Here is a 19,661-nt window from a genome sequence, read left to right as displayed (position 1 = left end):
AGGACGACAACGGTGAAGACGACGATGATGTTCCGCACGATAGCCAACCCGCGCCGCACGACCCTGGTGCACCTCGATGACGCCGGCGAGCTGCGCACGCCCGAGCTGCCGGAGCACCCCGTCGACCTGCCCGCCCAGACGGCCAACCCCAGGCGCACCGTCCTCATGGAGGTCCCGGCCGGCGCGGGTGTCGCGGCCGGCGAGTGACGACGGTTCCGCCGGGCGCGGTCGCGAGGATCACCGACGGTCCTTCCGGCCGCGCTCTCGTATTTCCCCGGCGAAGCCCGTCCTGTCGGGGACGGTGACTGAGGGCGCTCCACTGACCCGCCTCTGACCTGCGGCAATGCCCCCAGAAGCGATTGACGTCGGATAGCTCCGATAGCCTGGGGTGTCAATACGCCGGTTCTCAGTGAGGGGCGCAAGGATCCCGTGCGCATCGCCAGGTTCTCCATCGACGGGAACGTCGCCTTCGGCGCGGTCGAAGGCGACAAGCAGGACGAACTCGTCCTCGACATCATCAAGGGCATCCCGTTCGCGGACTACGAGCTGTCCGGTACGAAGGTGCCGCTGAGCAAGGTCCGGCTGCTCCCGCCGGTGCTGCCCAACAAGGTCGTGGCGTTCGGCCGCAACTACGCCGACCACGCGCGCGAGCTGGGCAACGAGGTGCCCGAGGCGCCGTTCGCCTTCTTCAAGCCGTCCACCTCCGTGATCGGCCCCGGCGACGACATCCAGTACCCCTCGTTCTCCCGGGAACTGCACCACGAGGCCGAGCTGGCCGTCGTCATCGGCCGCATGTGCCGGGAGGTCCCGCGCGACCGGGTCAAGGACGTGGTCTTCGGTTACACCTGCGCCAACGACGTCACCGCCCGCGATGTGCAGAAGCAGGAGAAGCAGTGGGCCCGGGCCAAGGGCTTCGACACTTCCTGCCCGCTCGGTCCCTGGGTGGAGACGGACCTGGACCTCGCCCGCGCGAACGACCTGACCGTCCAGCTCACCGTCAACGGCGAACAGCGCCAACTGGGCCGCACGAGCGAGATGATCCACCCCATCGAGGACCTGATCGTCAACATCTCCGAGGCCATGACGCTGCTCCCCGGCGACGTCGTCCTCACGGGTACCCCCGCGGGGGTCGGCCCCCTGAACGTCGGCGACGAGGTCGCCGTCACCATCGAAGGCATCGGCACTCTCACCAACAAGGTTGTCAAGCGTGGCTAGCGCACCCGGCTCCCCCGTACGCGTCCGTTTCTGCCCCTCGCCCACCGGTAACCCCCATGTGGGCCTGGTCCGCACCGCCCTGTTCAACTGGGCGTTCGCCCGGCACCACCAGGGCACCCTGGTCTTCCGTATCGAGGACACCGACGCGGCCCGCGACTCCGAGGAGTCGTACAACCAGCTGCTCGACGCGATGCGCTGGCTCGGTTTCGACTGGGACGAGGGCCCCGAGGTCGGCGGCCCGCACACGCCCTACCGGCAGTCGCAGCGCATGGACATCTACGCCGACGTCGCGCAGAAGCTCCTCGACGGCGGCCACGCCTACCGCTGCTACTGCTCCCAGGAGGAGCTGGACACCCGCCGCGAGGCCGCCCGTGCCGCCGGCAAGCCGTCCGGCTACGACGGCCACTGCCGCGACCTGACCGCCGAGCAGGTCGAGGAGTACATGGCGCAGGGCCGCACCCCGATCGTCCGCTTCCGCATGCCGGACGAGACCATCACCTTCACCGACCTGGTCCGCGGCGAGCTGACCTTCACGCCGGAGAACGTGCCCGACTACGGCATCGTCCGCGCGAACGGCGCCCCGCTGTACACGCTGGTCAACCCGGTCGACGACGCCCTGATGGAGATCACCCACGTCCTGCGCGGCGAGGACCTGCTCTCCTCCACCCCGCGCCAGATCGCGCTGTACAAGGCGCTCATGGACCTGGGCATCGCCCAGCAGATCCCGGCCTTCGGCCACCTGCCGTACGTCATGGGCGAGGGCAACAAGAAGCTCTCCAAGCGAGACCCGCAGTCGTCGCTCAACCTCTACCGCGAGCGGGGCTTCCTCCCCGAGGGCCTGCTCAACTACCTTTCGCTGCTGGGCTGGTCGCTCTCCGCGGACCAGGACATCTTCACGATCGACGAGATGGTCGCGGCCTTCGACATCTCCGACGTGAACCCCAACCCGGCGCGCTTCGACCTGAAGAAGTGCGAGGCGATCAACGGCGACCACATCCGCATGCTGGAGGTGAAGGAGTTCACCGAGCGCTGCCGCCCGTGGCTGCAGGCGCCGTTCGCCCCCTGGGCGCCGGAGGACTTCGACGCGGCGAAGTGGGAGGCGATCGCCCCGCACGCCCAGACCCGCCTGAAGGTCCTGTCCGAGATCACCGACAACGTCGACTTCCTGTTCCTGCCGGAGCCGGTCTTCGACGAGGCTTCGTGGAACAAGGCGATGAAGGAGGGCTCCGACGCCCTGCTCCACACCGCCCGCCAGAACCTGGAGGCGGCCGACTGGACCTCGGCCGAGTCCCTCAAGGAGGCCGTCCTGGCCGCCGGCGAGGCCCACGGCCTCAAGCTCGGCAAGGCGCAGGCCCCGGTCCGGGTGGCCGTCACCGGCCGCACCGTCGGCCTGCCGCTCTTCGAGTCCCTGGAGATCCTCGGCAAGGAGCGGACCCTGGCCCGGATCGACGCGGCGCTGGCGAAGCTGAACGCGTGACCGACCCGAGCGTGAGGGGCGGCATCCGGAACCCCGGGTGCCGCCCCTCGTGTGTTCGTCACGGGCACCGTGCGTAGCTACGTCGACCGGCAGGCGCCCCGCGTGCCGGCCGTTCGGCGGGTACCGTCGGTGGCATGACGATCAGAGCCGTGGTCTGGGACGTCGACGACACCCTCTTCGACTACACGACCGCGGACCGGGCGGGCATGCGGGCCCATCTCCTGGCCGAGGGCCTGCTCCGCGCGCACGACGGCGTGGAGCGGGCCCTGCTGCGCTGGCGGGAGATCACCGAGGCCCAGTGGGCCCGGTTCGCCTCCGGCGAGGTCGACTTCCTCACACAGCGCCGCGACCGCACCCGCGTCTTCCTGGGCCGGGAACTGGCCGACGACGAGGCCGACGCGTGGTTCCAGCGCTATCTGGTCCACTACGAGGCCGCCTGGAGCCTCTTCCCGGACGTCCTGCCCGCCCTGGACGTCCTCGCGGCCGGCCACCGGCACGCCGTGCTCTCCAACTCCAGCATCAGGGTCCAGGAGCACAAGCTGCGCACCCTCGGCCTCCTCGACCGCTTCGAGGCGGTGCTGTGCGCCGCCGAGCTGGGCGTCTCCAAGCCGGATCCGGGTGCCTTCCTGGCGGTCTGCGAGGCGCTGCGGCTGCCCCCGCACGAGGTGGCGTACGTCGGGGACCACCCGGAGATCGACGGGCGGGGTGCCGCCGAGGCCGGGCTGCTGTCGGTGTGGATCGACCGCGGCACGGTCTGCGCTCGGGGCGCCGGGGAGCTCGTGGCCCACCGGATCTCGACCCTCGCCGAACTACCGGCGCTCCTGCGCGCCGATACCCGTTTTGGAGCCCCGTCCACATTCGGGTAATGTTCTTCCTGCGCCGAGGGGAGCAGGCCGGAAGGCCCAAGACCCGAGGAGCAAGCTAGAACGAGAACCCTTAGGGGCTTGAGTTCCAGTGGCCTATGGTGTAATTGGCAGCACGACTGATTCTGGTTCAGTTAGTCTTGGTTCGAGTCCAGGTAGGCCAGCTCGCAGAGCTTATCTGCAAAGCCCCCGTTGTGTAGCGGCCTAGCACGCTGCCCTCTCAAGGCAGTAGCGCCGGTTCGAATCCGGTCGGGGGTACTGATCCTTCCCGCGGAGGCAATCCGGGTCGCACCCGTTGCCACCGATGCAGGATCGCTAGGGCCCCCGTTGTGTAGCGGCCTAGCACGCCGCCCTCTCAAGGCGGTAGCGCCGGTTCGAATCCGGTCGGGGGTACTGATTGGTCTAAACCATCATTGGTCTATGGTGTAATTGGCAGCACGACTGATTCTGGTTCAGTTAGTCTTGGTTCGAGTCCAGGTAGACCAGCTCGGACCTGCGGAAACGCAGAGTCCAGGCCCCCGTTGTGTAGCGGCCTAGCACGCCGCCCTCTCAAGGCGGTAGCGCCGGTTCGAATCCGGTCGGGGGTACGCAGTCGAAAGGGCCCTCCCTCGGGAGGGCCCTTTCGCGTGTCCGGGGTCACTTCCCCTCGAAGCGTCGGCGCGACTCCTCGGCCTGCGCCAGCCGGCGCAGCCCGAGCAGCACCGGCTCGTACAGGACGGTCAGCGCCACGGCCGCCTCCACCTGCTCGTCCGGTGCGTAGCGCTCCACCAGATCCAGGTCCTCGACGGCGATCCGCTCCATGGCGCGGGCGTACGGCTCCAAATCGGCCGCATCGCACGGGTATCCGAGCCGGGCGAGCGCGGCGATCGCGGTCACCAGCATCTCGTACGGCGGTGCGGCCGGGGTGTCCGAAGCCGCGCCTCCGTAGCGCCAGCCGAGGCGTTCGAGCAGCTCGTCGGCGGTGCGCCGGGCGGTGGCGGTGGCCGGGTCGCGGTCGTCGGGCGCCGGGCCGTGCGGCAGCGCCCACACCGCCGTGCCCAGGCGCCTGTTGCGGCCGAGTCCCTCCTCCTGAAGGGCGGCGAGCACCTCACGGGCCGAGTTCACCGGGATCCGTCCCACCTGGATGAGCGCCCGCACCAGCCGCAGCCGGCGCAGGTGCTCCTCGTCGTACTCGGCCTGGGTGGCCGTGACCCGGTGCCCGGGGTGCAGCAACCCTTCGCGCAGGTAGTACTTGATCGTGGCCGTGGAGACCCCGCTGCGTGCACTCAGCTCCGCAAGTCGCATTCCGTGCGTGTTCCTCTCCTGCTTGCGCCCGCCATTGGGAAGTGGCACTATCCAAGCATGGATAGTGCCACTATCCGAGCACCTGGAGGCTGGGGGATCTCATGGGAGACAAGATCGTCGAGGGGCGCATGACCGCCGCGCACGAAGGTGGCGTCGTCGTCTTCCTCATCGGGATGCGCGTCAACAGCTTCGCGGCCGTGAGCAGTTGGTGGCCGGTCGCGAAGGCGATGGGACCGATGCTCGCCGAACTCCGCCGCGACCCGGACAGCGGGCTGCTCGGCTGCAAGATGCTGCGGGGCGGCATGCGGGAGTTCTACATCGTGCAGTACTGGGAGTCGGAGGAGAAGCTCCTCGCCTACGCCTCCGCGCCGGACCGCCACCACCGCCCGGCCTGGGCGGCCTTCAACCGACGGCTCCGGGAGGGGAGGGGCAAGGTGGGCTTCTGGCACGAGACGTACGTCGTACCGGCCGGCCGGCACGAGTCGATCTACATGAACATGCCCGCCTACGGGCTGGCGGAGGCCACGGGGGTCGTTCCGGTCGGCCGCCGGGGCGACCGGGCGGCCGACCGCCTGCGCGCCTCCTGACGGCCCGGCCCGGCGCCGATCCGCAGGACCGCGCCTTGAGCCGTCGCCCCGGTGCCGGGAGCACGAAAAAGGGCCTGCCGCGGCGTTGGGGCAGGCCCTCCTCGGCGTTCTTCGCGGCGGGCTCAGCCCGAGCGGCGCAGGGCCTCCGAGAGGCGGGCCGCCGCGTCGATGACCGCCTGGGCGTGCATGCGGCCCGGGTGACGGGTCAGGCGCTCGATGGGGCCGGAGACGGACACGGCGGCCACCACGCGGTTGGAGGGACCGCGCACGGGCGCGGAGACGGACGCGACGCCCGGCTCGCGCTCGCCGATCGACTGCGCCCAGCCGCGCCGCCGCACTCCGGACAGGGCCGTCGCCGTGAAGCGGGCGCCCTGGAGACCGCGGTGCAGGCGCTCCGGCTCCTCCCAGGCCATCAGGATCTGAGCCGAGGAGCCCGCCTTCATCGTGAGCGTGGAACCGACCGGGACCGTGTCCCGCAGGCCGGACAGGCGCTCCGCCGCGGCCACGCAGATCCGCATGTCACCCTGGCGCCGGTAGAGCTGTGCGCTCTCGCCGGTGACATCGCGGAGGTGGGTCAGCACGGGGCCCGCCGTCGCGAGCAGGCGGTCCTCGCCCGCCGCCGCCGCGAGCTCCGCGAGCCGCGGGCCGAGGATGAACCGGCCCTGCATGTCGCGTGCCACCATGCGGTGGTGTTCCAAAGCCACGGCCAGGCGGTGGGCCGTGGGTCGTGCCAGTCCGGTGGCCCCGACCAGACCCGCGAGGGTGGCCGGACCGGACTCCAGAGCGCTCAGGACGAGGGCCGCCTTGTCCAGAACGCCGACGCCGCTACTGTTGTCCATGCAACGATACTCACGTCTCACTCTGTGAAACGCAAGTTCAATTTTCCGTGGAAAGCGCCACCCTGGAATCAGACAGCGGCCCGCAGACCAACGGGCCCGGCGGTGGACGCCCGGAATCACGACTTCAGGGGCCCCTCTATTGGGCAGTCTCCGCTTCCTCAAGATCTCTAGTTGGGCCGGTGGACGTTTGCCGGCCGGAGGGAAAGCGATGGGTAGGACACTCGCGGAGAAGGTCTGGGACGACCATGTCGTCCGGCGCGCCGAGGGCGAGCCCGACCTCCTCTACATCGATCTGCACCTGCTGCACGAGGTGACCAGCCCCCAGGCCTTCGACGGTCTGCGCAAGAACGGCCGCCAGGTCCGCCGCCTCGACCTCACCATCGCGACCGAGGATCACAACACCCCCACCCTCGACATCGACAAGCCCATCGCCGACCCGGTCTCCCGCGCCCAGCTGGAGACGCTGCGCAAGAACTGCGCCGAGTTCGGGGTGCGCCTGCACCCGCTGGGCGATGTCGAGCAGGGCGTCGTGCACGTCGTCGGCCCGCAGCTGGGGCTGACCCAGCCCGGCACGACCGTCGTCTGCGGTGACTCGCACACCTCCACGCACGGTGCCTTCGGCGCGCTGGCGTTCGGTATCGGCACCTCCCAGGTGGAGCACGTGCTGGCCACCCAGACGCTGCCGCTGGCCCGCCCGAAGACCATGGCGATCACGGTCGAGGGCGAGCTGCCCGAGGGCGTCACCGCGAAGGACCTGATCCTGGCGATCATCGCGAAGATCGGTACCGGCGGCGGCCAGGGCTACATCCTGGAGTACCGCGGGTCCGCCATCGAGAAGCTCTCGATGGAGGCCCGGATGACCATCTGCAACATGTCGATCGAGGCCGGCGCCCGCGCGGGCATGATCGCTCCCGATGAGACCACCTTCGACTACCTCAAGGGCCGCCCGCACGCCCCGGAGGGCGCCGACTGGGACGCCGCCGTCGCGTACTGGAAGACCCTGAGGACCGACGAGGACGCCGTCTTCGACGCCGAGGTCGTCATCGAGGCCGACGAGCTGTCGCCGTTCGTCACTTGGGGCACCAACCCCGGCCAGGGCGCACCCCTTTCGGCGTCCGTCCCCGACCCGGCTTCGTACGAAGACGCATCGGAGCGCATGGCCGCGGAAAAGGCCCTGGAGTACATGGGGTTGGCGGCCGGCCAGCCGCTGCGCTCCATCAACGTGGACACCGTCTTCGTAGGCTCGTGCACCAACGGCCGCATCGAGGACCTGCGCGCCGCCGCCGACATCCTGCGGGACCGCAAAGTCGCCGACGGTGTACGGATGCTGGTCGTCCCCGGCTCCGCCCGGGTCGGTCTGCAGGCCGTCTCCGAGGGTCTGGACGTGGTCTTCAAGGAGGCCGGCGCCGAATGGCGGCACGCGGGCTGCTCGATGTGCCTGGGCATGAACCCCGACCAGCTGGCCCCGGGCGAGCGCTCCGCCTCCACCTCCAACCGCAACTTCGAGGGCCGGCAGGGCAAGGGTGGCCGAACCCACCTGGTGTCGCCGCAGGTCGCGGCGGCCACCGCCGTCCTGGGCCACCTCGGCTCGCCCGCCGACCTGTCCGACGTCGCACCCCGTACGCCCGCTGGAGTCTGATCAGCCATGGAAGCCTTCACCACCCACACCGGCCGGGCCGTGCCGCTGCGCCGCAGCAACGTCGACACCGACCAGATCATCCCTGCTCACTGGCTCAAGAAGGTCACCCGCGACGGGTTCGAGGACGGGCTGTTCGAAGCCTGGCGCAAGGACGACTCCTTCATCCTCAACCGGCCCGAGCGGCAGGGCGCGTCCGTCCTGGTCGCCGGCCCCGACTTCGGCACCGGCTCCTCCCGCGAGCACGCCGTCTGGGCGTTGCAGAACTACGGCTTCAAGGCCGTGATCTCCTCCCGCTTCGCCGACATCTTCCGCGGCAACTCGCTGAAGAACGGCCTGCTCACGGTGGTCCTGGACCAGAGCATCGTGGACGCGCTGTCGGAGCTGACCGAGCAGGACCCCACCGCTGAGGTCACTGTGGACCTTGAGGCGCGTGAGGTGCGCGCCGAGGGGATCACCGCCTCCTTCGAGCTGGACGAGAACTCCCGCTGGCGGCTGCTGAACGGCCTGGACGACATCTCCATCACGCTCCGGGACGAGGCCGACATCGCCGCCTACGAAGGCAAGCGGCCCGCTTACAAGCCGCGGACGCTCCAGGTCTGACCCGGCAGGAGCCCGGCCCCCCGAGCGGGTCGGGTTTCGGCCACCTCAACACCCCGTCTGTACCCCCGGTCGCCACGATTGGGGGTACAGCCATGTCTGCACCCGAACGGACCTGCTGTCCTGCGCGGGAGCCCTCAACTTCCCATGTTACGAAGGATGTTGTTCGGGTAAGTGAGTGCTGTGTTCGCGGTCTCCGCAAGTGCCTGGAAGGCCATTTGAGGCGGCAGTTGCCCCCTGCGCAGGCGACAACTCGCCCCAGATGGCACAATCTGTGCATGGAACACGACGGCCAACTCCAGCTCTATACGGCGGTCGCGAACCAGCTCAAGGAAGCGCACGCAAAAGTGCGCGCACTGCAAGTCCCGGAGGGCGTACGGATGGCGCTGACCCGGAAGCTGCTGGTCATTACGGCCGCGGCCAAGCACGATCCGGCCGCTGCGGCAAGGCGGCTCGAGCGGTTCAACGCGGACCTCGACGAGGGTCGGATCCCCGACGAGGACCACTGAACAGCCCGAGACCACCGAGTCTGTTGCGGCACAAGGGTGATAGGCCCGTTTCGTGTTTGATTTGCGGTATATATCTGCCTAACGTGCGAAAAAGCTTGAACACTTTCGTTCTGGCGAGGTCTCCGAAGGGGAAGACGTGAACAAGGCGCAGCTCGTAGAAGCGATTGCCGACAAGATGGGTGGCCGCCAGCAGGCCGCCGATGCTGTCGATCATGTCCTGGACGCCATCGTCCGCGCGGTCGTCGCGGGCGAGCGGGTCTCGGTCACCGGCTTCGGGTCCTTCGAGAAGGTGGACCGCCCCGCCCGTTACGCCCGCAATCCCCAGACGGGCGAGCGGGTTCGGGTCAAGAAGACCTCCGTGCCGCGCTTCCGTGCCGGTCAGGGCTTCAAGGACCTGGTGAGCGGCTCGAAGAAGCTGCCGCGCGGCGGCGAGGTCTCGGTCAAGAAGGCGCCCAAGGGCAGCCTGACCGGCGGTGCCGCGGCGACGGTCAAGAAGGCCGCCGCGAAGAGGACCACCAAGGCCGCCGCCGCGAAGAAGACCACCGCCAAGAAGGCGACGCCGGCGAAGAAGACGACGGCCGCCGCCGCCGCGAAGAAGACCACCGCCAAGAAGGCGACGCCGGCCAAGAAGACCACGGCGACCGCCAAGACCACCGCGGCGAAGAAGACCACCGCCAAGAAGGCGACGGCCAAGAAGGCGCCGGCGAAGAAGGTCACCGCCAAGAAGGCCCCGGCCAAGAAGTCGACGGCCCGCAAGACCACCGCCAAGAAGACCACCGCCCGCAAGGCGACGTCGTAAGGCCGCCGGAGCAGTCACGCGCCGGGCCGGACTCCCCGAGGGAGCCCGGCCCGCGGCGTGTGTAAGGGCAGTTAAAGGGTTTGAAGGGTTACGAGGGTGATCCGCAGGCCGGTCCCGGCACCCTCGGTCTCGATCCGCACGCGCTGGCCGGGCCGGAGCAGTCGCAGCCCGCCCGCGTCGAACGCCGCGGTGCCGAAGGGCACGGGGGTCCCGTCGTCGAGGAGCACCTGCCCGCTGCGGGTTTCCGGGTCGTACGTGTATGCGGTGGCCTGCATGGGGCCAGCGTAGTGCCTGCGCAGGTTCGTTGCCGGGCCCGCTCTCCGGCACCGGCCGCAGCCCCGGCCGGACCGTTCGCGCGGCTCCCCGCAGCCCTCCGGGGCGTCGCTCAGCGCGCTTCGAGCAATCCCGCCGACGCCGCGGCCGTGTACCGCCCCACCCCCAGGGCCAGCGCCGCCCGCAAGTCGGCACCGGTGTCCACGTCCTGTCGTACCGAATCGACCCCCGTGAGCAGGAGTTCCACCGCGCCGGAGGCCCGGTGCCGGGAACGGGAATCCCTACCGAAGGCCGGCCGCAATGCGCGATCACCGGCCGCCGCCAGCAAAGTCGTACCCCACTCCGCCGCGTCCGCGAGAAACGCCCGCGGGAATTCCGCGGCAGCGGTCAGCACCCTGTGGAGTTCCTCCGGACGCAGTGCCGGCAGATCGGCGTTCAGGGCCGCGACGGGAGCGCCGGGGCGGATTTCCCTTACGACGGCGGCGCCATGGGCCAAGGCGGCGTTCAGGCCGCCGCCGGGGGCGTCCGGGACGATGCGCGCACCCAGGGCCGCCAGCTCCCGGCCGGCCAGCTCGTCGTCCGTGACGACCGCCACATCGGACACCGCCGCGCAGGCCAGCGCCGCGCCCACCGTGTCCTGCGCGAACGCCAGCGCCAGCCCCGGGCGCACCCCGTCACCGGCGGTGTCCGCGAGCCTGCTCTTCGCCTGCGTCAGGGGTTTCAGGGGGATGACCAAGGTCCACTGCACCGGCGTACCGTCCCTCTCTCGTCCCGCTCATTGTCACCCGGGCCGTCCGCGGCCGTGGGTAACGGCAGGTGCGCGCAGCGCCTTGCGAGGGTGGGGGCGGATGACGGGCGGGCGTACGGTGTTCTCGACAGACCGGCGGCCCGGGGCCACACTTGTGCGGCCCCCGCCGGGGTGGCAGTCCTAGAGGAAGGTGTCCTTGTGCCCCGCCGCAGAATCGGCTTCTGGTACCGCTTCGCCGCGGTGCTCTGCAAACCGCCGCTGGTGGTTCTGGTCAAGCGGGACTGGCGTGGAATGGAGCATATTCCGGCCGAGGGCGGGTTTATCACCGTGGTGAACCACAATTCCCACGTGGACCCCTTCGCGTACGCGCACTATCAGTACAACACCGGACGGGTCCCCCGATTCCTGGCGAAGAGCGGGCTTTTCAAGAAGGGATTCGTCGGCGCCGCCATGCGTGGCACCGGGCAGATCCCCGTCTATCGCGAGTCCACGGACGCGCTCAGCGCCTTCCGGGCCGCGATCGACGCCGTGGAACGCGGCGAGTGCGTGGCCTTCTACCCCGAGGGCACCCTGACCCGCGACCCGAACGGCTGGCCCATGACCGGCAAGACCGGCGCCGCCCGGGTCGCCCTGCAGACCAAGTGCCCGGTCATCCCGGTCGCCCAGTGGGGCGCCAACGAACTGCTGCCGCCGTACGCCAGGAAGCCCAGCCTCTTCCCGCGCAAGACCCACCACGTGCTGGCGGGCCCGCCCGTGGACCTCTCCCGGTTCTACGACCGGGAGATGACCCCGGACGTGCTGAAGGAGGCCACCGAGGTCATCATGGCGGCCATCACCCGCCGGCTGGAGGACATCCGCGGCGAGAAGGCGCCCGAGACGCCGTACGACCCGCGCCGCGAGCGGATCGAGCAGCGGCGCCGCACCCAGGCACAGACACAGGGCAGCCAAGCGGAAGGGCGGAGCAAGTGAGCAAGCCCGTGCGGGCGGCCGTCATGGGTACCGGTTCGTGGGGCACCGCCTTCGGCATGGTGCTCGCCGACGCCGGCTGTGACGTGACCCTGTGGGCCCGCCGCCCGGAGCTGGCCGAGGCGGTCAACTCCACCCGGACCAACCCCGACTACCTGCCCGGCGTGGAACTCCCGGAGAACCTGCGCGCCACCGCGGACGCGGCCGAGGCGCTGCGCGACGCGGACTTCACGGTCCTCGCGGTGCCCTCCCAGACGCTGCGCGCCAACCTCGCCGAGTGGACCCCGCTGCTCGCGCCGGACACCGTCCTGGTCTCCCTGATGAAGGGCGTCGAACTCGGCTCCACCATGCGGATGAGCGAGGTCATCGAGGACGTCGCCAAGGTCGGCGCCGACCGGGTCGCCGTGGTCACGGGACCCAACCTGGCCCGCGAGATCGCCGCCCGCATGCCCGCCCTCGCCGTCGTGGCCTGCACCGACGAACGGGTTGCCCAGCGGCTCCAGGCCGCCTGCCACACGCCGTACTTCCGGCCCTACACCAACACCGACGTGGTGGGCTGCGAACTCGCGGGCGCGGTCAAGAACGTCATCGGGCTCGCGGTCGGCATCGCCGACGGCATGGGACTCGGCGACAACGCCAAGGGCTCGCTCATCACCCGGGGCCTCGCCGAGACCACCCGGCTCGGCCTCGCGATGGGCGCCGACCCGCTGACCTTCTCCGGACTCGCGGGCCTGGGCGACCTGGTGGCGACCTGCTCCTCGCCGCTGTCCCGCAACCACACCTTCGGCACCAACCTCGGCAAGGGCATGACCCTGGAGGAGACCATCGCGGTCACCCGGCAGACCGCCGAGGGCGTCAAGTCCTGCGAGTCCGTGCTCGATCTGGCCCGCCGGCACGGCGTCGACATGCCCATCACCGAGACGGTCGTCGGCATCGTGCACGAAGGCAAGTCGCCGGTCGTCGCGCTCAAGGAGCTGATGGCGCGCAGCGCCAAGCCCGAGCGGCGCTGAAACCCGCACACGAGGGCCCGTCCCGGGCCTGCCGCGCAACGCTGTGCGACCGTCCGCGCGACGCTGAGCGACGGCCCGGGAGCGCGCGCTGACTTGGGCGCTGCCTCCGGGTACTCTCAACGCGATATGAGCACCGAGAACCTTCCCCACAGCCCTGAGCAGCCGTCGCGCAAGCCGCGCGTGGCCGTCGTGTTCGGCGGGCGCAGCTCCGAACACGGGATCTCCGTGGTCACCGCCGGCGCCGTCCTCAAGGCCATCGACCGGACGAAGTACGACGTCCTGCCGATCGGCATCACCACGGACGGCCGCTGGGCGCTGACGGCCGACGAGCCGGAGCGGATGGCGATCACCGACCGCCGTACGCCCAGCGTGGCGGAGCTGGCGGAGTCGCACGAGGGCGGCGTGGTGCTCCCCGTCGACCCGGCCAACCGCGAGGTCGTCTACAGCGAGTCCGGCTCCGTGCCCAAGGCGCTCGGCGAGGTCGACGTGGTCTTCCCGGTGCTGCACGGTCCCTACGGCGAGGACGGCACCCTGCAGGGTCTGCTGGAGCTGTCCGGGGTGCCGTACGTGGGTGCGGGCGTGCTCGCCTCGGCCGTCGGCCAGGACAAGGAGTACATGAAGCGGATCTTCACCTCCTTCGGGCTCAAGGTCGGCCCCTACGTGGTGATCCGGCCCCGCGAGTGGGCACGGGACGAGGCCGCCGCCCGCAAGAAGATCGTCGACTTCGCTGGCGAGCACGGCTGGCCGCTGTTCGTGAAGCCGGCGCGCGCGGGTTCGTCGATCGGCATCACCAAGGTCGACGACCTGTCCGGCCTGGACGAGGCGATCGCCGAGGCCCAGTCGCACGACCCGAAGATCCTGGTCGAGGCGGCGCTGCGGGGCCGCGAGATCGAGTGCGGCGTCCTGGAGTTCGAGGACGGGCCGCGCGCCTCCGTCCCGGCCGAGATCCCGCCGCCGGACGCGCACGCGTACTACGACTTCGAGGCCAAGTACATCGACTCCACGCCCGGCGTCGTCCCGGCCCCGCTCACCGAGGAGCTGACCGCCGAGGTGCGCAGGCTCGCGGTCGAGGCGTTCGACGCGGCCTCCTGCGAGGGCCTGGTCCGCGCGGACTTCTTCCTCACCGAGGACGGCGAGTTCGTGATCAACGAGATCAACACCATGCCCGGCTTCACCCCGATCTCCATGTACCCGAAGATGTGGGAGGCGAGCGGGATCAGCTACCCCGAGCTGGTCGACCGCCTGGTGCAGGCCGCGCTGCGCCGCTCGACGGGCCTGCGCTGACCCCGCACCGGGTCAGTGCCGCATGGAGGCGACCCCGGTCGGGATCGCCTTCTTGACGGCGGCGGCGAGATCCATCAGCACCTGGGCGCTGTCGTCCGGCCCGGACAGCTTCTTCGCCAGCGTCACCTGCACATAGGCGAGGCGACCGGACGTGGTGAACCGCCATGTCCCGTCGCCCTCCTTCTCCATCAGCCACTCCACGCCGTTGACCCCGCCGCCGATCGCGTCGGGGTCCTTGCCCTGCGCCACGGCCGGATCGACCATCTTCGGCGGCCGGACGATGCCGCAGCGCAGTATGATCGCCGGGCTTCCCCAGCCCGCCGTGTAGGCGGACCGGGGTTCGGGGTCCTTGCGGCTCTGCCCGTCCACCTTGCGCGGCAGCACCCGGTCCAGGTCCCGGCAGAGCGGGGCGGTCTTCCCGTCGGGGGTGGGAACCGCCACGGCGTCGCTGTCGTCTGCCGTGGAGCAGCCCGCGACCGCGAGGAGCAGGGCCGGTGCGAGCAGGCCGAGAGGCCGGTGACGGAAGAAGTTCACCGGCCAAGCGTAGACGGGGGCTACAGATGCACGACCGGACAGGTCAGGGTGCGCGTGATGCCGTCCACCTGCTGGACCTTCGCGACCACCATGCGGCCGAGGTCGTCGACCGTCTCCGCCTGGGCGCGCACGATGACGTCGTACGGACCTGTCACGTCCTCGGCCTGGAGCACTCCAGGGATCTTGCCGATCGTCTCGGCGACGGTCGACGCCTTGCCGACCTCGGTCTGGATCAGGATGTATGCCTGTACCACGGAACCTCCAGAGCGGCCACGAGGATCATGTGGGGAAAAGGAACGCCACGGTATCGCGTCGCCGCTCCCCGCGGGGAGACCTGCGGGAACCGGGCTTGCGCGCCAGGGTGCAGGCACCACGGACGTTGACGGCAACCCGACCGTATCGACGGCCGGGACGGCCGTGTGAACGGTCGTCCCGACCGCGACGACAGACACCTCGACCGTATCGGGGACACTGATGACGCGCGACTGGGCACCGTAAGGCAGAGAAGGGGAGCAAGGGACCATGAAGGGCACTGTTGGTGAGCTCGGGGAGTTCGGGCTCATCAGGGAGCTCACCTCCCGTCTCACCACCACCCCGGCGGTCCGGGTCGGCCCCGGCGACGACGCCGCGGTGGTCGCCGCGCCCGACCGCCGGGTGGTGGCGAGCACCGACATCCTGCTGGAGGGCCGGCACTTCCGCCGTGACTGGTCCACGGCCTACGACGTCGGCCGCAAGGCCGCCGCGCAGAACCTCGCGGACATCGCCGCGATGGGCGCCGTACCGACCGCCCTGCTGCTCGGCCTGGTCGTCCCGGCCGAACTGCCGGTCGCCTGGCCCACCGAGCTGATGGACGGCCTGCGCGACGAGTGCCAGGTCGCCGGCGCCTCCGTGGTCGGCGGGGACGTCGTACGCGGCGACACGATCATGGTGTCGATCACCGCGCTCGGCGACCTGCGCAACCAGGAACCCGTCACGCGCGCGGGTGCCCAGCCCGGCGACCTCGTGGCCGTCACCGGCTGGCTGGGCTGGTCCGCGGCCGGGTACGCGGTGCTCGCCCGCGGCTTCCGCTCGCCGCGCGCCTTCGTGGAGGCCCACCGGCGCCCCGAGCCGCCGTACCACGCGGGCCCGGCCGCCGCCGGGCTCGGCGCCACCGCGATGTGCGACGTGAGCGACGGTCTGATCGCCGACCTCGGGCACATCGCCGAGGCCAGCAAGGTCCGGATCGACATCCGCTCCGGCGCGATCGACATCCCCACGCAGATGAACGACATCGGACAGGCCGTCGGCGTGGACCCGCTCCAGTGGGTGCTGACCGGGGGAGAGGACCACGCGATCGTCGCGACCTTCCCGTCCGACACCAAGCTCCCGGCCCGATGGAAGGTCATCGGCGAGGTCCTCAACCCGTCCGCGCTGCCCCAGGTCACGGTCGACGGGGCGCCCTGGACCAGCAAGGGCGGCTGGGACCACTTCGGGGACATCGAGTCATGAGCGCTGCGCAGGTGCCTCCCCGCGTACTGACGGTGGCCGGCTCGGACTCCGGCGGCGGCGCCGGCATCCAGGCCGACCTGAAGACGATGCTCGCGCTCGGCGTGCACGGCATGAGCGTGCTCACCGCGGTGACCGCGCAGAACTCGGTGGGCGTCCAGGGCGCCTGGGAACTGCCCGTGGACGCGGTCCGGGCCCAGTACCGCAGCGTGGTCGACGACATCGGCGTCCAGGCCGTGAAGACCGGCATGCTGTCCTCCGCCGAACTGGTCGAGACGGTCGCCGAGTTGATCTCCGGCACGGACGCACCGGCCGTGGTGGACCCGGTGGGCGTCTCCAAGCACGGCGACGCGCTGCTGGCCGCATCCGCACTGGACTCCGTACGGACCAGGCTGCTGCCCGTGGCCACCGTGGCCACCCCGAACCTCGACGAGGTGACCCAACTCACCGGAGTGCGCGTCGAGTCCGAGGGCGACCTGCGGCGGGCCGCGGCGGCCGTGCTGGCGTACGGGCCGCGGTGGGTGCTGATCAAGGGCGGCCATCTGTCCGGGGAGGCCGTGGACCTGCTCACCGACGGCTCCGAGGAACTCCTGCTCAGGGCCCCCCGCCACGACAACCGGCACACCCACGGCACCGGCTGCACCCTCGCCTCCGCGATCGCCTGCGGCCTGGCGAAGGGGCGCTCCGTACCGGAGGCGGTCACCGCCGCCAAGGAGTACGTCACCGGCGCGATCGCCGCCGGGTTCGCCCTGGGTGCCGGCATCGGGCCCGTGGACCACGGCTGGGCGCTCAGGCGGGATACCCCCTGAGCCCGGTGGCTGTCGTCGCCGCCGTCTCCGTCAGCCGCTTGGAGAACACGGCCGGACACGACGGTGCTCCCGGCCGGGGTGCGGCGGCCGGGGCGGCTGGGTACGGCGGCCAGAGGTGATCAGGCGGGGGCGGCCCGGAGGCGGCAGGGAACGGCAAGAAGCCGGCCCACCCGGAGGTGGACCGGCTTCAGTGCAGCGAACCAGGCAGTGGCCGCGCGCTCAGCTGTAGCGTCAGCGCGAGACCTTGCCGGCCTTGATGCACGAGGTGCAAGCGTTCACGCGCTTCGGCGTCCCGCTCACCACGGTACGTACACGCTGGATGTTCGGGTTCCAGCGGCGGGACGTACGGCGGTGCGAGTGCGAGATGTTGTTGCCGAAGCCCGGCCCCTTGCCGCAGACGTCGCAGTTGGCAGCCACGGGTCACTCCAAAGACTTCAGATGCACTTACGGTTAATCCCGGCATGCCGGGATCGAGATCTAAGACATGAGATCTTGAGTGGCGCTGCCAGGGGAATAGCCCGATCAGATCGGGCAACCGGAGCAGCATACAACGGCTGCGCCCGTTCCACGAAACTACCACGGCAGCTCAGGACCAGGCTCCCGGCCCTCTTCCGGAGGACACCGGTCCGGGGTCTACGCTGCCTCCCACGTCCAGCCAGCTCAGGGAGGCGCAGGTGGCGCAGGTGCCGCAGACATTCTTCGATGCTCTCGCGGTGCGCACCTGGTGCGGTCTGGCGCTCCGGGCACTGGGACGGGCCCGTGAGGAGATCGACGCGATCAACGTCTATCCGGTGGCGGACGGCGACACCGGGACCAACCTCTATCTGACCCTGGAGTCGGCTGCGACGGCCGTGGAGGCGGTGTTCGCAGGCTACGAGACCGGCTGCGCGGAGCCTTCCCTGGCGGACGCGGTACGGGCCATGGCCCACGGTGCGCTCATCGGGGCCCGCGGCAACTCCGGGACGATCCTGGCCCAGCTGCTGCGGGGGATGGCGCAGGTGCTCGCGGAGGCGGGCGACGCCTCCCGCGTCGACGGCCCGGGGCTGCGGCTGGCCCTGCGCCGGGCCGCCGACTCCGGCCGGCAGGCCGTCGCCCACCCCGTCGAGGGCACGGTGCTGACGGTCGCCTCGGCCGCCGCCGACGCCGCCGAGGGAACCGAGGGCGACTGCGGGACGGTCGCGCGGGCCGCCTACGAGGGCGCGCGGGCGGCCCTGGCGGCGACGCCGGGCCAGCTGGCCGTGCTGAAGCGGGCGGGTGTGGTCGACGCGGGCGGACGGGGACTGGTGGCGGTGCTGGGGGCGCTGGTGGAGGCGTTCACGGGGGAGGCGGGTCCCGGCGCCCACGCGCGCGTGGAGACGATGGCGGATTCCGGCGGGCACGTGCGCGTGCAGACCGTGGCGGATTCCGGCGGGCACGCGCGCGTGGAGACCGTGACGGATTCCGGCGGGCACGTGCGCGTGGAGAGTGCTTCCGGTGCCGGGCTGTCCGAAGCCGAACTCTGCGCGGAAGCCACCGGCACCGGCGGGCCCGCGTTCGAGGTGATCTACCTGCTGGAGGCCGATGACACGGCCGTCGCCCGGCTGCGCTCCCGGCTCGACGCCCTCGGGGACTCCCTGGTCGTGGTCGGCGGCGACGGCCTGTGGAACGTCCATGTGCACGTCGACGACGCGGGTGCCGCCGTGGAGGCGGGGGTGGAGGCCGGGCGGCCGTACCGGATCCGGATCACCCACTTCGGGCTCGGCGACGCGCACGCCGGCCGCGCGCGCCCGCCGCGCGAACGCGCCCAGCGGGCGGTCGTCGCCGTAGTACCGGGCGAGGGACTGGCCGGGCTGTACACCGAGGCCGGCGCGACCACCGTCCTGGCCCGCCCCGGAGAGCCACCGGCCAGCGGAGAGCTGGTGCAGGCGGTACGGCGCGCCCACGCACGTGAGGTGGTCCTGCTGCCCAACGACGCCGAGCTGCGCCACACGGCCGCCGCCGCGGCGGAACAGGCCCGCACCGAGGGCATCCGGGTGGCCCTGATCCCGACCCGCTCCGCGGTCCAGGGCATCGCCGCGCTCGCCGTGCACGAGCCGGGGCGCCGGTTCGACGAGGACGTCGTGCAGATGACCTCGGCGGCGGGCGCCACCCGGTACGCCGAGGTCGTCGTGGCCGAGCACCAGTCCTGGACGACGGCCGGCATCTGCCAGGCCGGGGACGTGCTCGGCCTGATCGACGGTGACGTGGCGGTGATCGGCTCGGACGTCACCGCCACCGCGCGGATCGTTCTGGACCGCATGCTCCAGGCCGGCGGCGAACTGGTCACGCTCGTCGTCGGCGACGAGGCGCCCCGGACCGTCGCCGCGCACCTGGAGGCACGCGTACGGGAGTCCTACCTGGCCGTGGACACGGCGGTGTACCGCGGCGGCCGACAGGGGGCGCTGCTGCTCATCGGCGTGGAGTGACGGGCCTGGCTGACGGGCGGGCAGCGGATCCGGGTGGCGTGCTCGGTGGGCAGCGGATGCGGGTGGCGTGACCGGTGGGTAGCGGTCTGGGTGGCTGGCGGGCGGACAGTGATCCGGGTGGCGTGATCGGTGGGTAGCGATCCGGGCGGCTGCCGGGTGGGGTAGCGGTCTTGGTGGTGTGTCGGCGGGCAGCGGATCCGGGTGGCTGGCGGGCGGACAGTGATCCGGGCGGCGTGATCGGCGGGTAGTGATCCGGGTGGCTGGCGGGTGGACAGTGATCCGGGTGGCGTGATCGGCGG

The 19,661-nt window shown here is 71.0% G+C and carries 22 protein-coding genes and 5 tRNA genes; 20 read left to right on the top strand and 7 right to left on the bottom strand.

Annotated elements, in window-relative coordinates; translation table 11 throughout:
* The first annotated feature begins 12 nt into the window (after positions 1 to 12).
* The 9 genes from ACIGYR_RS18370 to ACIGYR_RS18330 all read left to right on the top strand — a co-directional run bounded on the left by ACIGYR_RS18370 (position 13) and on the right by ACIGYR_RS18330 (position 4,142).
* The gene (locus tag ACIGYR_RS18370; RefSeq protein WP_391847164.1) at positions 13 to 207 is read left to right on the top strand and encodes a hypothetical protein; all 195 of its coding nucleotides are present in this window, start codon (positions 13 to 15) and stop codon (positions 205 to 207) included.
* Between the two features lie 222 nt (positions 208 to 429).
* A complete protein-coding gene (locus tag ACIGYR_RS18365; protein ID WP_391847166.1) occupies positions 430 to 1,215 on the top strand; it encodes a fumarylacetoacetate hydrolase family protein in 786 nt (261 codons plus the stop codon).
* On the top strand, positions 1,208 to 2,692 hold the full coding sequence (gene gltX, locus ACIGYR_RS18360) for a glutamate--tRNA ligase (RefSeq protein ID WP_399598281.1): 1,485 nt from the start codon (positions 1,208 to 1,210) through the stop codon (positions 2,690 to 2,692). Before ACIGYR_RS18365 ends, gltX begins: the two co-directional genes overlap by 8 nt.
* A gap of 134 nt (positions 2,693 to 2,826) precedes the next feature.
* Positions 2,827 to 3,558 (top strand): HAD family hydrolase, encoded by a 732-nt coding sequence (locus tag ACIGYR_RS18355; RefSeq protein ID WP_391847170.1) that lies wholly within the window; start codon positions 2,827 to 2,829, stop codon positions 3,556 to 3,558.
* Positions 3,559 to 3,647: 89 nt separating this feature from the next.
* Positions 3,648 to 3,719, top strand: a tRNA-Gln gene (locus ACIGYR_RS18350).
* 21 nt (positions 3,720 to 3,740) lie between these two features.
* Positions 3,741 to 3,813: transfer RNA gene (locus ACIGYR_RS18345), tRNA-Glu, on the top strand.
* Between the two features lie 62 nt (positions 3,814 to 3,875).
* Positions 3,876 to 3,948: transfer RNA gene (locus tag ACIGYR_RS18340), tRNA-Glu, on the top strand.
* A 21-nt stretch (positions 3,949 to 3,969) separates the two neighbouring features.
* Positions 3,970 to 4,041 (top strand) — tRNA-Gln (locus ACIGYR_RS18335).
* Between the two features lie 28 nt (positions 4,042 to 4,069).
* A tRNA-Glu gene (locus ACIGYR_RS18330) sits at positions 4,070 to 4,142 on the top strand.
* 49 nt (positions 4,143 to 4,191) lie between these two features.
* On the opposite strand, the gene ACIGYR_RS18325 is transcribed toward ACIGYR_RS18330, so the two are convergent.
* Complete coding sequence (locus ACIGYR_RS18325; protein WP_391847172.1) at positions 4,192 to 4,839, bottom strand: MerR family transcriptional regulator; 648 nt, start codon at positions 4,837 to 4,839, stop codon at positions 4,192 to 4,194.
* A 101-nt stretch (positions 4,840 to 4,940) separates the two neighbouring features.
* Here ACIGYR_RS18325 and ACIGYR_RS18320 point away from each other — a divergent pair, with 101 nt between their 5' ends.
* Entirely contained in the window at positions 4,941 to 5,426 is a 486-nt protein-coding gene (locus ACIGYR_RS18320; protein ID WP_399598285.1) for a DUF4188 domain-containing protein, read from the top strand.
* A gap of 122 nt (positions 5,427 to 5,548) precedes the next feature.
* Here the strand turns inward: ACIGYR_RS18320 and ndgR are convergent, their stop codons facing one another.
* The gene (gene ndgR / locus ACIGYR_RS18315) at positions 5,549 to 6,265 is read right to left on the bottom strand and encodes an IclR family transcriptional regulator NdgR (RefSeq protein WP_009320373.1); all 717 of its coding nucleotides are present in this window, start codon (positions 6,263 to 6,265) and stop codon (positions 5,549 to 5,551) included.
* A 208-nt stretch (positions 6,266 to 6,473) separates the two neighbouring features.
* Here ndgR and leuC point away from each other — a divergent pair, with 208 nt between their 5' ends.
* The 4 genes from leuC (at position 6,474) to ACIGYR_RS18295 (ending at position 9,809) form a co-directional block, all read left to right on the top strand.
* Positions 6,474 to 7,904: a 3-isopropylmalate dehydratase large subunit gene (gene leuC / locus ACIGYR_RS18310; protein ID WP_399598287.1), complete on the top strand. Its 1,431-nt coding sequence runs from the start codon at positions 6,474 to 6,476 to the stop codon at positions 7,902 to 7,904.
* Between the two features lie 6 nt (positions 7,905 to 7,910).
* On the top strand, positions 7,911 to 8,504 hold the full coding sequence (gene leuD / locus ACIGYR_RS18305; RefSeq protein WP_391847179.1) for a 3-isopropylmalate dehydratase small subunit: 594 nt from the start codon (positions 7,911 to 7,913) through the stop codon (positions 8,502 to 8,504).
* 275 nt (positions 8,505 to 8,779) lie between these two features.
* Positions 8,780 to 9,010: a hypothetical protein gene (locus ACIGYR_RS18300; protein ID WP_391847181.1), complete on the top strand. Its 231-nt coding sequence runs from the start codon at positions 8,780 to 8,782 to the stop codon at positions 9,008 to 9,010.
* A 136-nt stretch (positions 9,011 to 9,146) separates the two neighbouring features.
* Positions 9,147 to 9,809, top strand: a complete 663-nt coding sequence (locus ACIGYR_RS18295; RefSeq protein ID WP_391847183.1) for an HU family DNA-binding protein — start codon at positions 9,147 to 9,149, stop codon at positions 9,807 to 9,809.
* A 71-nt stretch (positions 9,810 to 9,880) separates the two neighbouring features.
* Here ACIGYR_RS18295 and ACIGYR_RS18290 read toward each other — a convergent pair whose 3' ends face one another.
* Both ACIGYR_RS18290 and cofC read right to left on the bottom strand, forming a co-directional pair.
* The gene (locus tag ACIGYR_RS18290; RefSeq protein ID WP_161294781.1) at positions 9,881 to 10,084 is read right to left on the bottom strand and encodes a hypothetical protein; all 204 of its coding nucleotides are present in this window, start codon (positions 10,082 to 10,084) and stop codon (positions 9,881 to 9,883) included.
* A gap of 110 nt (positions 10,085 to 10,194) precedes the next feature.
* The gene (gene cofC, locus ACIGYR_RS18285; protein ID WP_399598292.1) at positions 10,195 to 10,830 is read right to left on the bottom strand and encodes a 2-phospho-L-lactate guanylyltransferase; all 636 of its coding nucleotides are present in this window, start codon (positions 10,828 to 10,830) and stop codon (positions 10,195 to 10,197) included.
* Between the two features lie 198 nt (positions 10,831 to 11,028).
* Here cofC and ACIGYR_RS18280 point away from each other — a divergent pair, with 198 nt between their 5' ends.
* The 3 genes from ACIGYR_RS18280 (at position 11,029) to ACIGYR_RS18270 (ending at position 14,090) form a co-directional block, all read left to right on the top strand.
* Entirely contained in the window at positions 11,029 to 11,799 is a 771-nt protein-coding gene (locus tag ACIGYR_RS18280) for a lysophospholipid acyltransferase family protein (RefSeq protein ID WP_399598294.1), read from the top strand.
* Entirely contained in the window at positions 11,796 to 12,806 is a 1,011-nt protein-coding gene (locus tag ACIGYR_RS18275; RefSeq protein ID WP_391847189.1) for an NAD(P)H-dependent glycerol-3-phosphate dehydrogenase, read from the top strand. The genes ACIGYR_RS18280 and ACIGYR_RS18275 overlap by 4 nt, the downstream gene beginning before the upstream one ends.
* Before the next feature lie 126 nt (positions 12,807 to 12,932).
* Positions 12,933 to 14,090: a D-alanine--D-alanine ligase family protein gene (locus ACIGYR_RS18270; protein WP_399598296.1), complete on the top strand. Its 1,158-nt coding sequence runs from the start codon at positions 12,933 to 12,935 to the stop codon at positions 14,088 to 14,090.
* A 12-nt stretch (positions 14,091 to 14,102) separates the two neighbouring features.
* Here ACIGYR_RS18270 and ACIGYR_RS18265 read toward each other — a convergent pair whose 3' ends face one another.
* A complete protein-coding gene (locus ACIGYR_RS18265) occupies positions 14,103 to 14,624 on the bottom strand; it encodes a DUF3515 domain-containing protein (RefSeq protein ID WP_391847193.1) in 522 nt (173 codons plus the stop codon).
* A 20-nt stretch (positions 14,625 to 14,644) separates the two neighbouring features.
* Complete coding sequence (locus tag ACIGYR_RS18260) at positions 14,645 to 14,878, bottom strand: Lrp/AsnC family transcriptional regulator (protein ID WP_391847195.1); 234 nt, start codon at positions 14,876 to 14,878, stop codon at positions 14,645 to 14,647.
* Positions 14,879 to 15,146: 268 nt separating this feature from the next.
* Between ACIGYR_RS18260 and ACIGYR_RS18255 the strand changes: the two genes are divergently transcribed.
* Positions 15,147 to 16,112, top strand: coding sequence for a thiamine-phosphate kinase (locus tag ACIGYR_RS18255; RefSeq protein WP_391847197.1), 966 nt, complete (start codon positions 15,147 to 15,149; stop codon positions 16,110 to 16,112).
* On the top strand, positions 16,109 to 16,918 hold the full coding sequence (gene thiD, locus ACIGYR_RS18250; RefSeq protein WP_391847199.1) for a bifunctional hydroxymethylpyrimidine kinase/phosphomethylpyrimidine kinase: 810 nt from the start codon (positions 16,109 to 16,111) through the stop codon (positions 16,916 to 16,918). Before ACIGYR_RS18255 ends, thiD begins: the two co-directional genes overlap by 4 nt.
* A 231-nt stretch (positions 16,919 to 17,149) precedes the next feature.
* Here the strand turns inward: thiD and rpmB are convergent, their stop codons facing one another.
* Positions 17,150 to 17,335: a 50S ribosomal protein L28 gene (gene rpmB, locus ACIGYR_RS18245; RefSeq protein ID WP_003973430.1), complete on the bottom strand. Its 186-nt coding sequence runs from the start codon at positions 17,333 to 17,335 to the stop codon at positions 17,150 to 17,152.
* 257 nt (positions 17,336 to 17,592) lie between these two features.
* Here rpmB and ACIGYR_RS18240 point away from each other — a divergent pair, with 257 nt between their 5' ends.
* Positions 17,593 to 19,362 carry a DAK2 domain-containing protein gene (locus tag ACIGYR_RS18240; RefSeq protein ID WP_399598299.1) on the top strand — a complete coding sequence of 590 codons (1,770 nt, stop codon included), beginning with the start codon at positions 17,593 to 17,595 and terminating at the stop codon, positions 19,360 to 19,362.
* Positions 19,363 to 19,661 lie beyond the last annotated feature (299 nt).

Source organism: Streptomyces sp. NPDC053076, from assembly GCF_044546845.1.
Taxonomy (GTDB): domain Bacteria; phylum Actinomycetota; class Actinomycetes; order Streptomycetales; family Streptomycetaceae; genus Streptomyces.
This window is presented reverse-complemented; position numbering and strand designations above follow the sequence as displayed.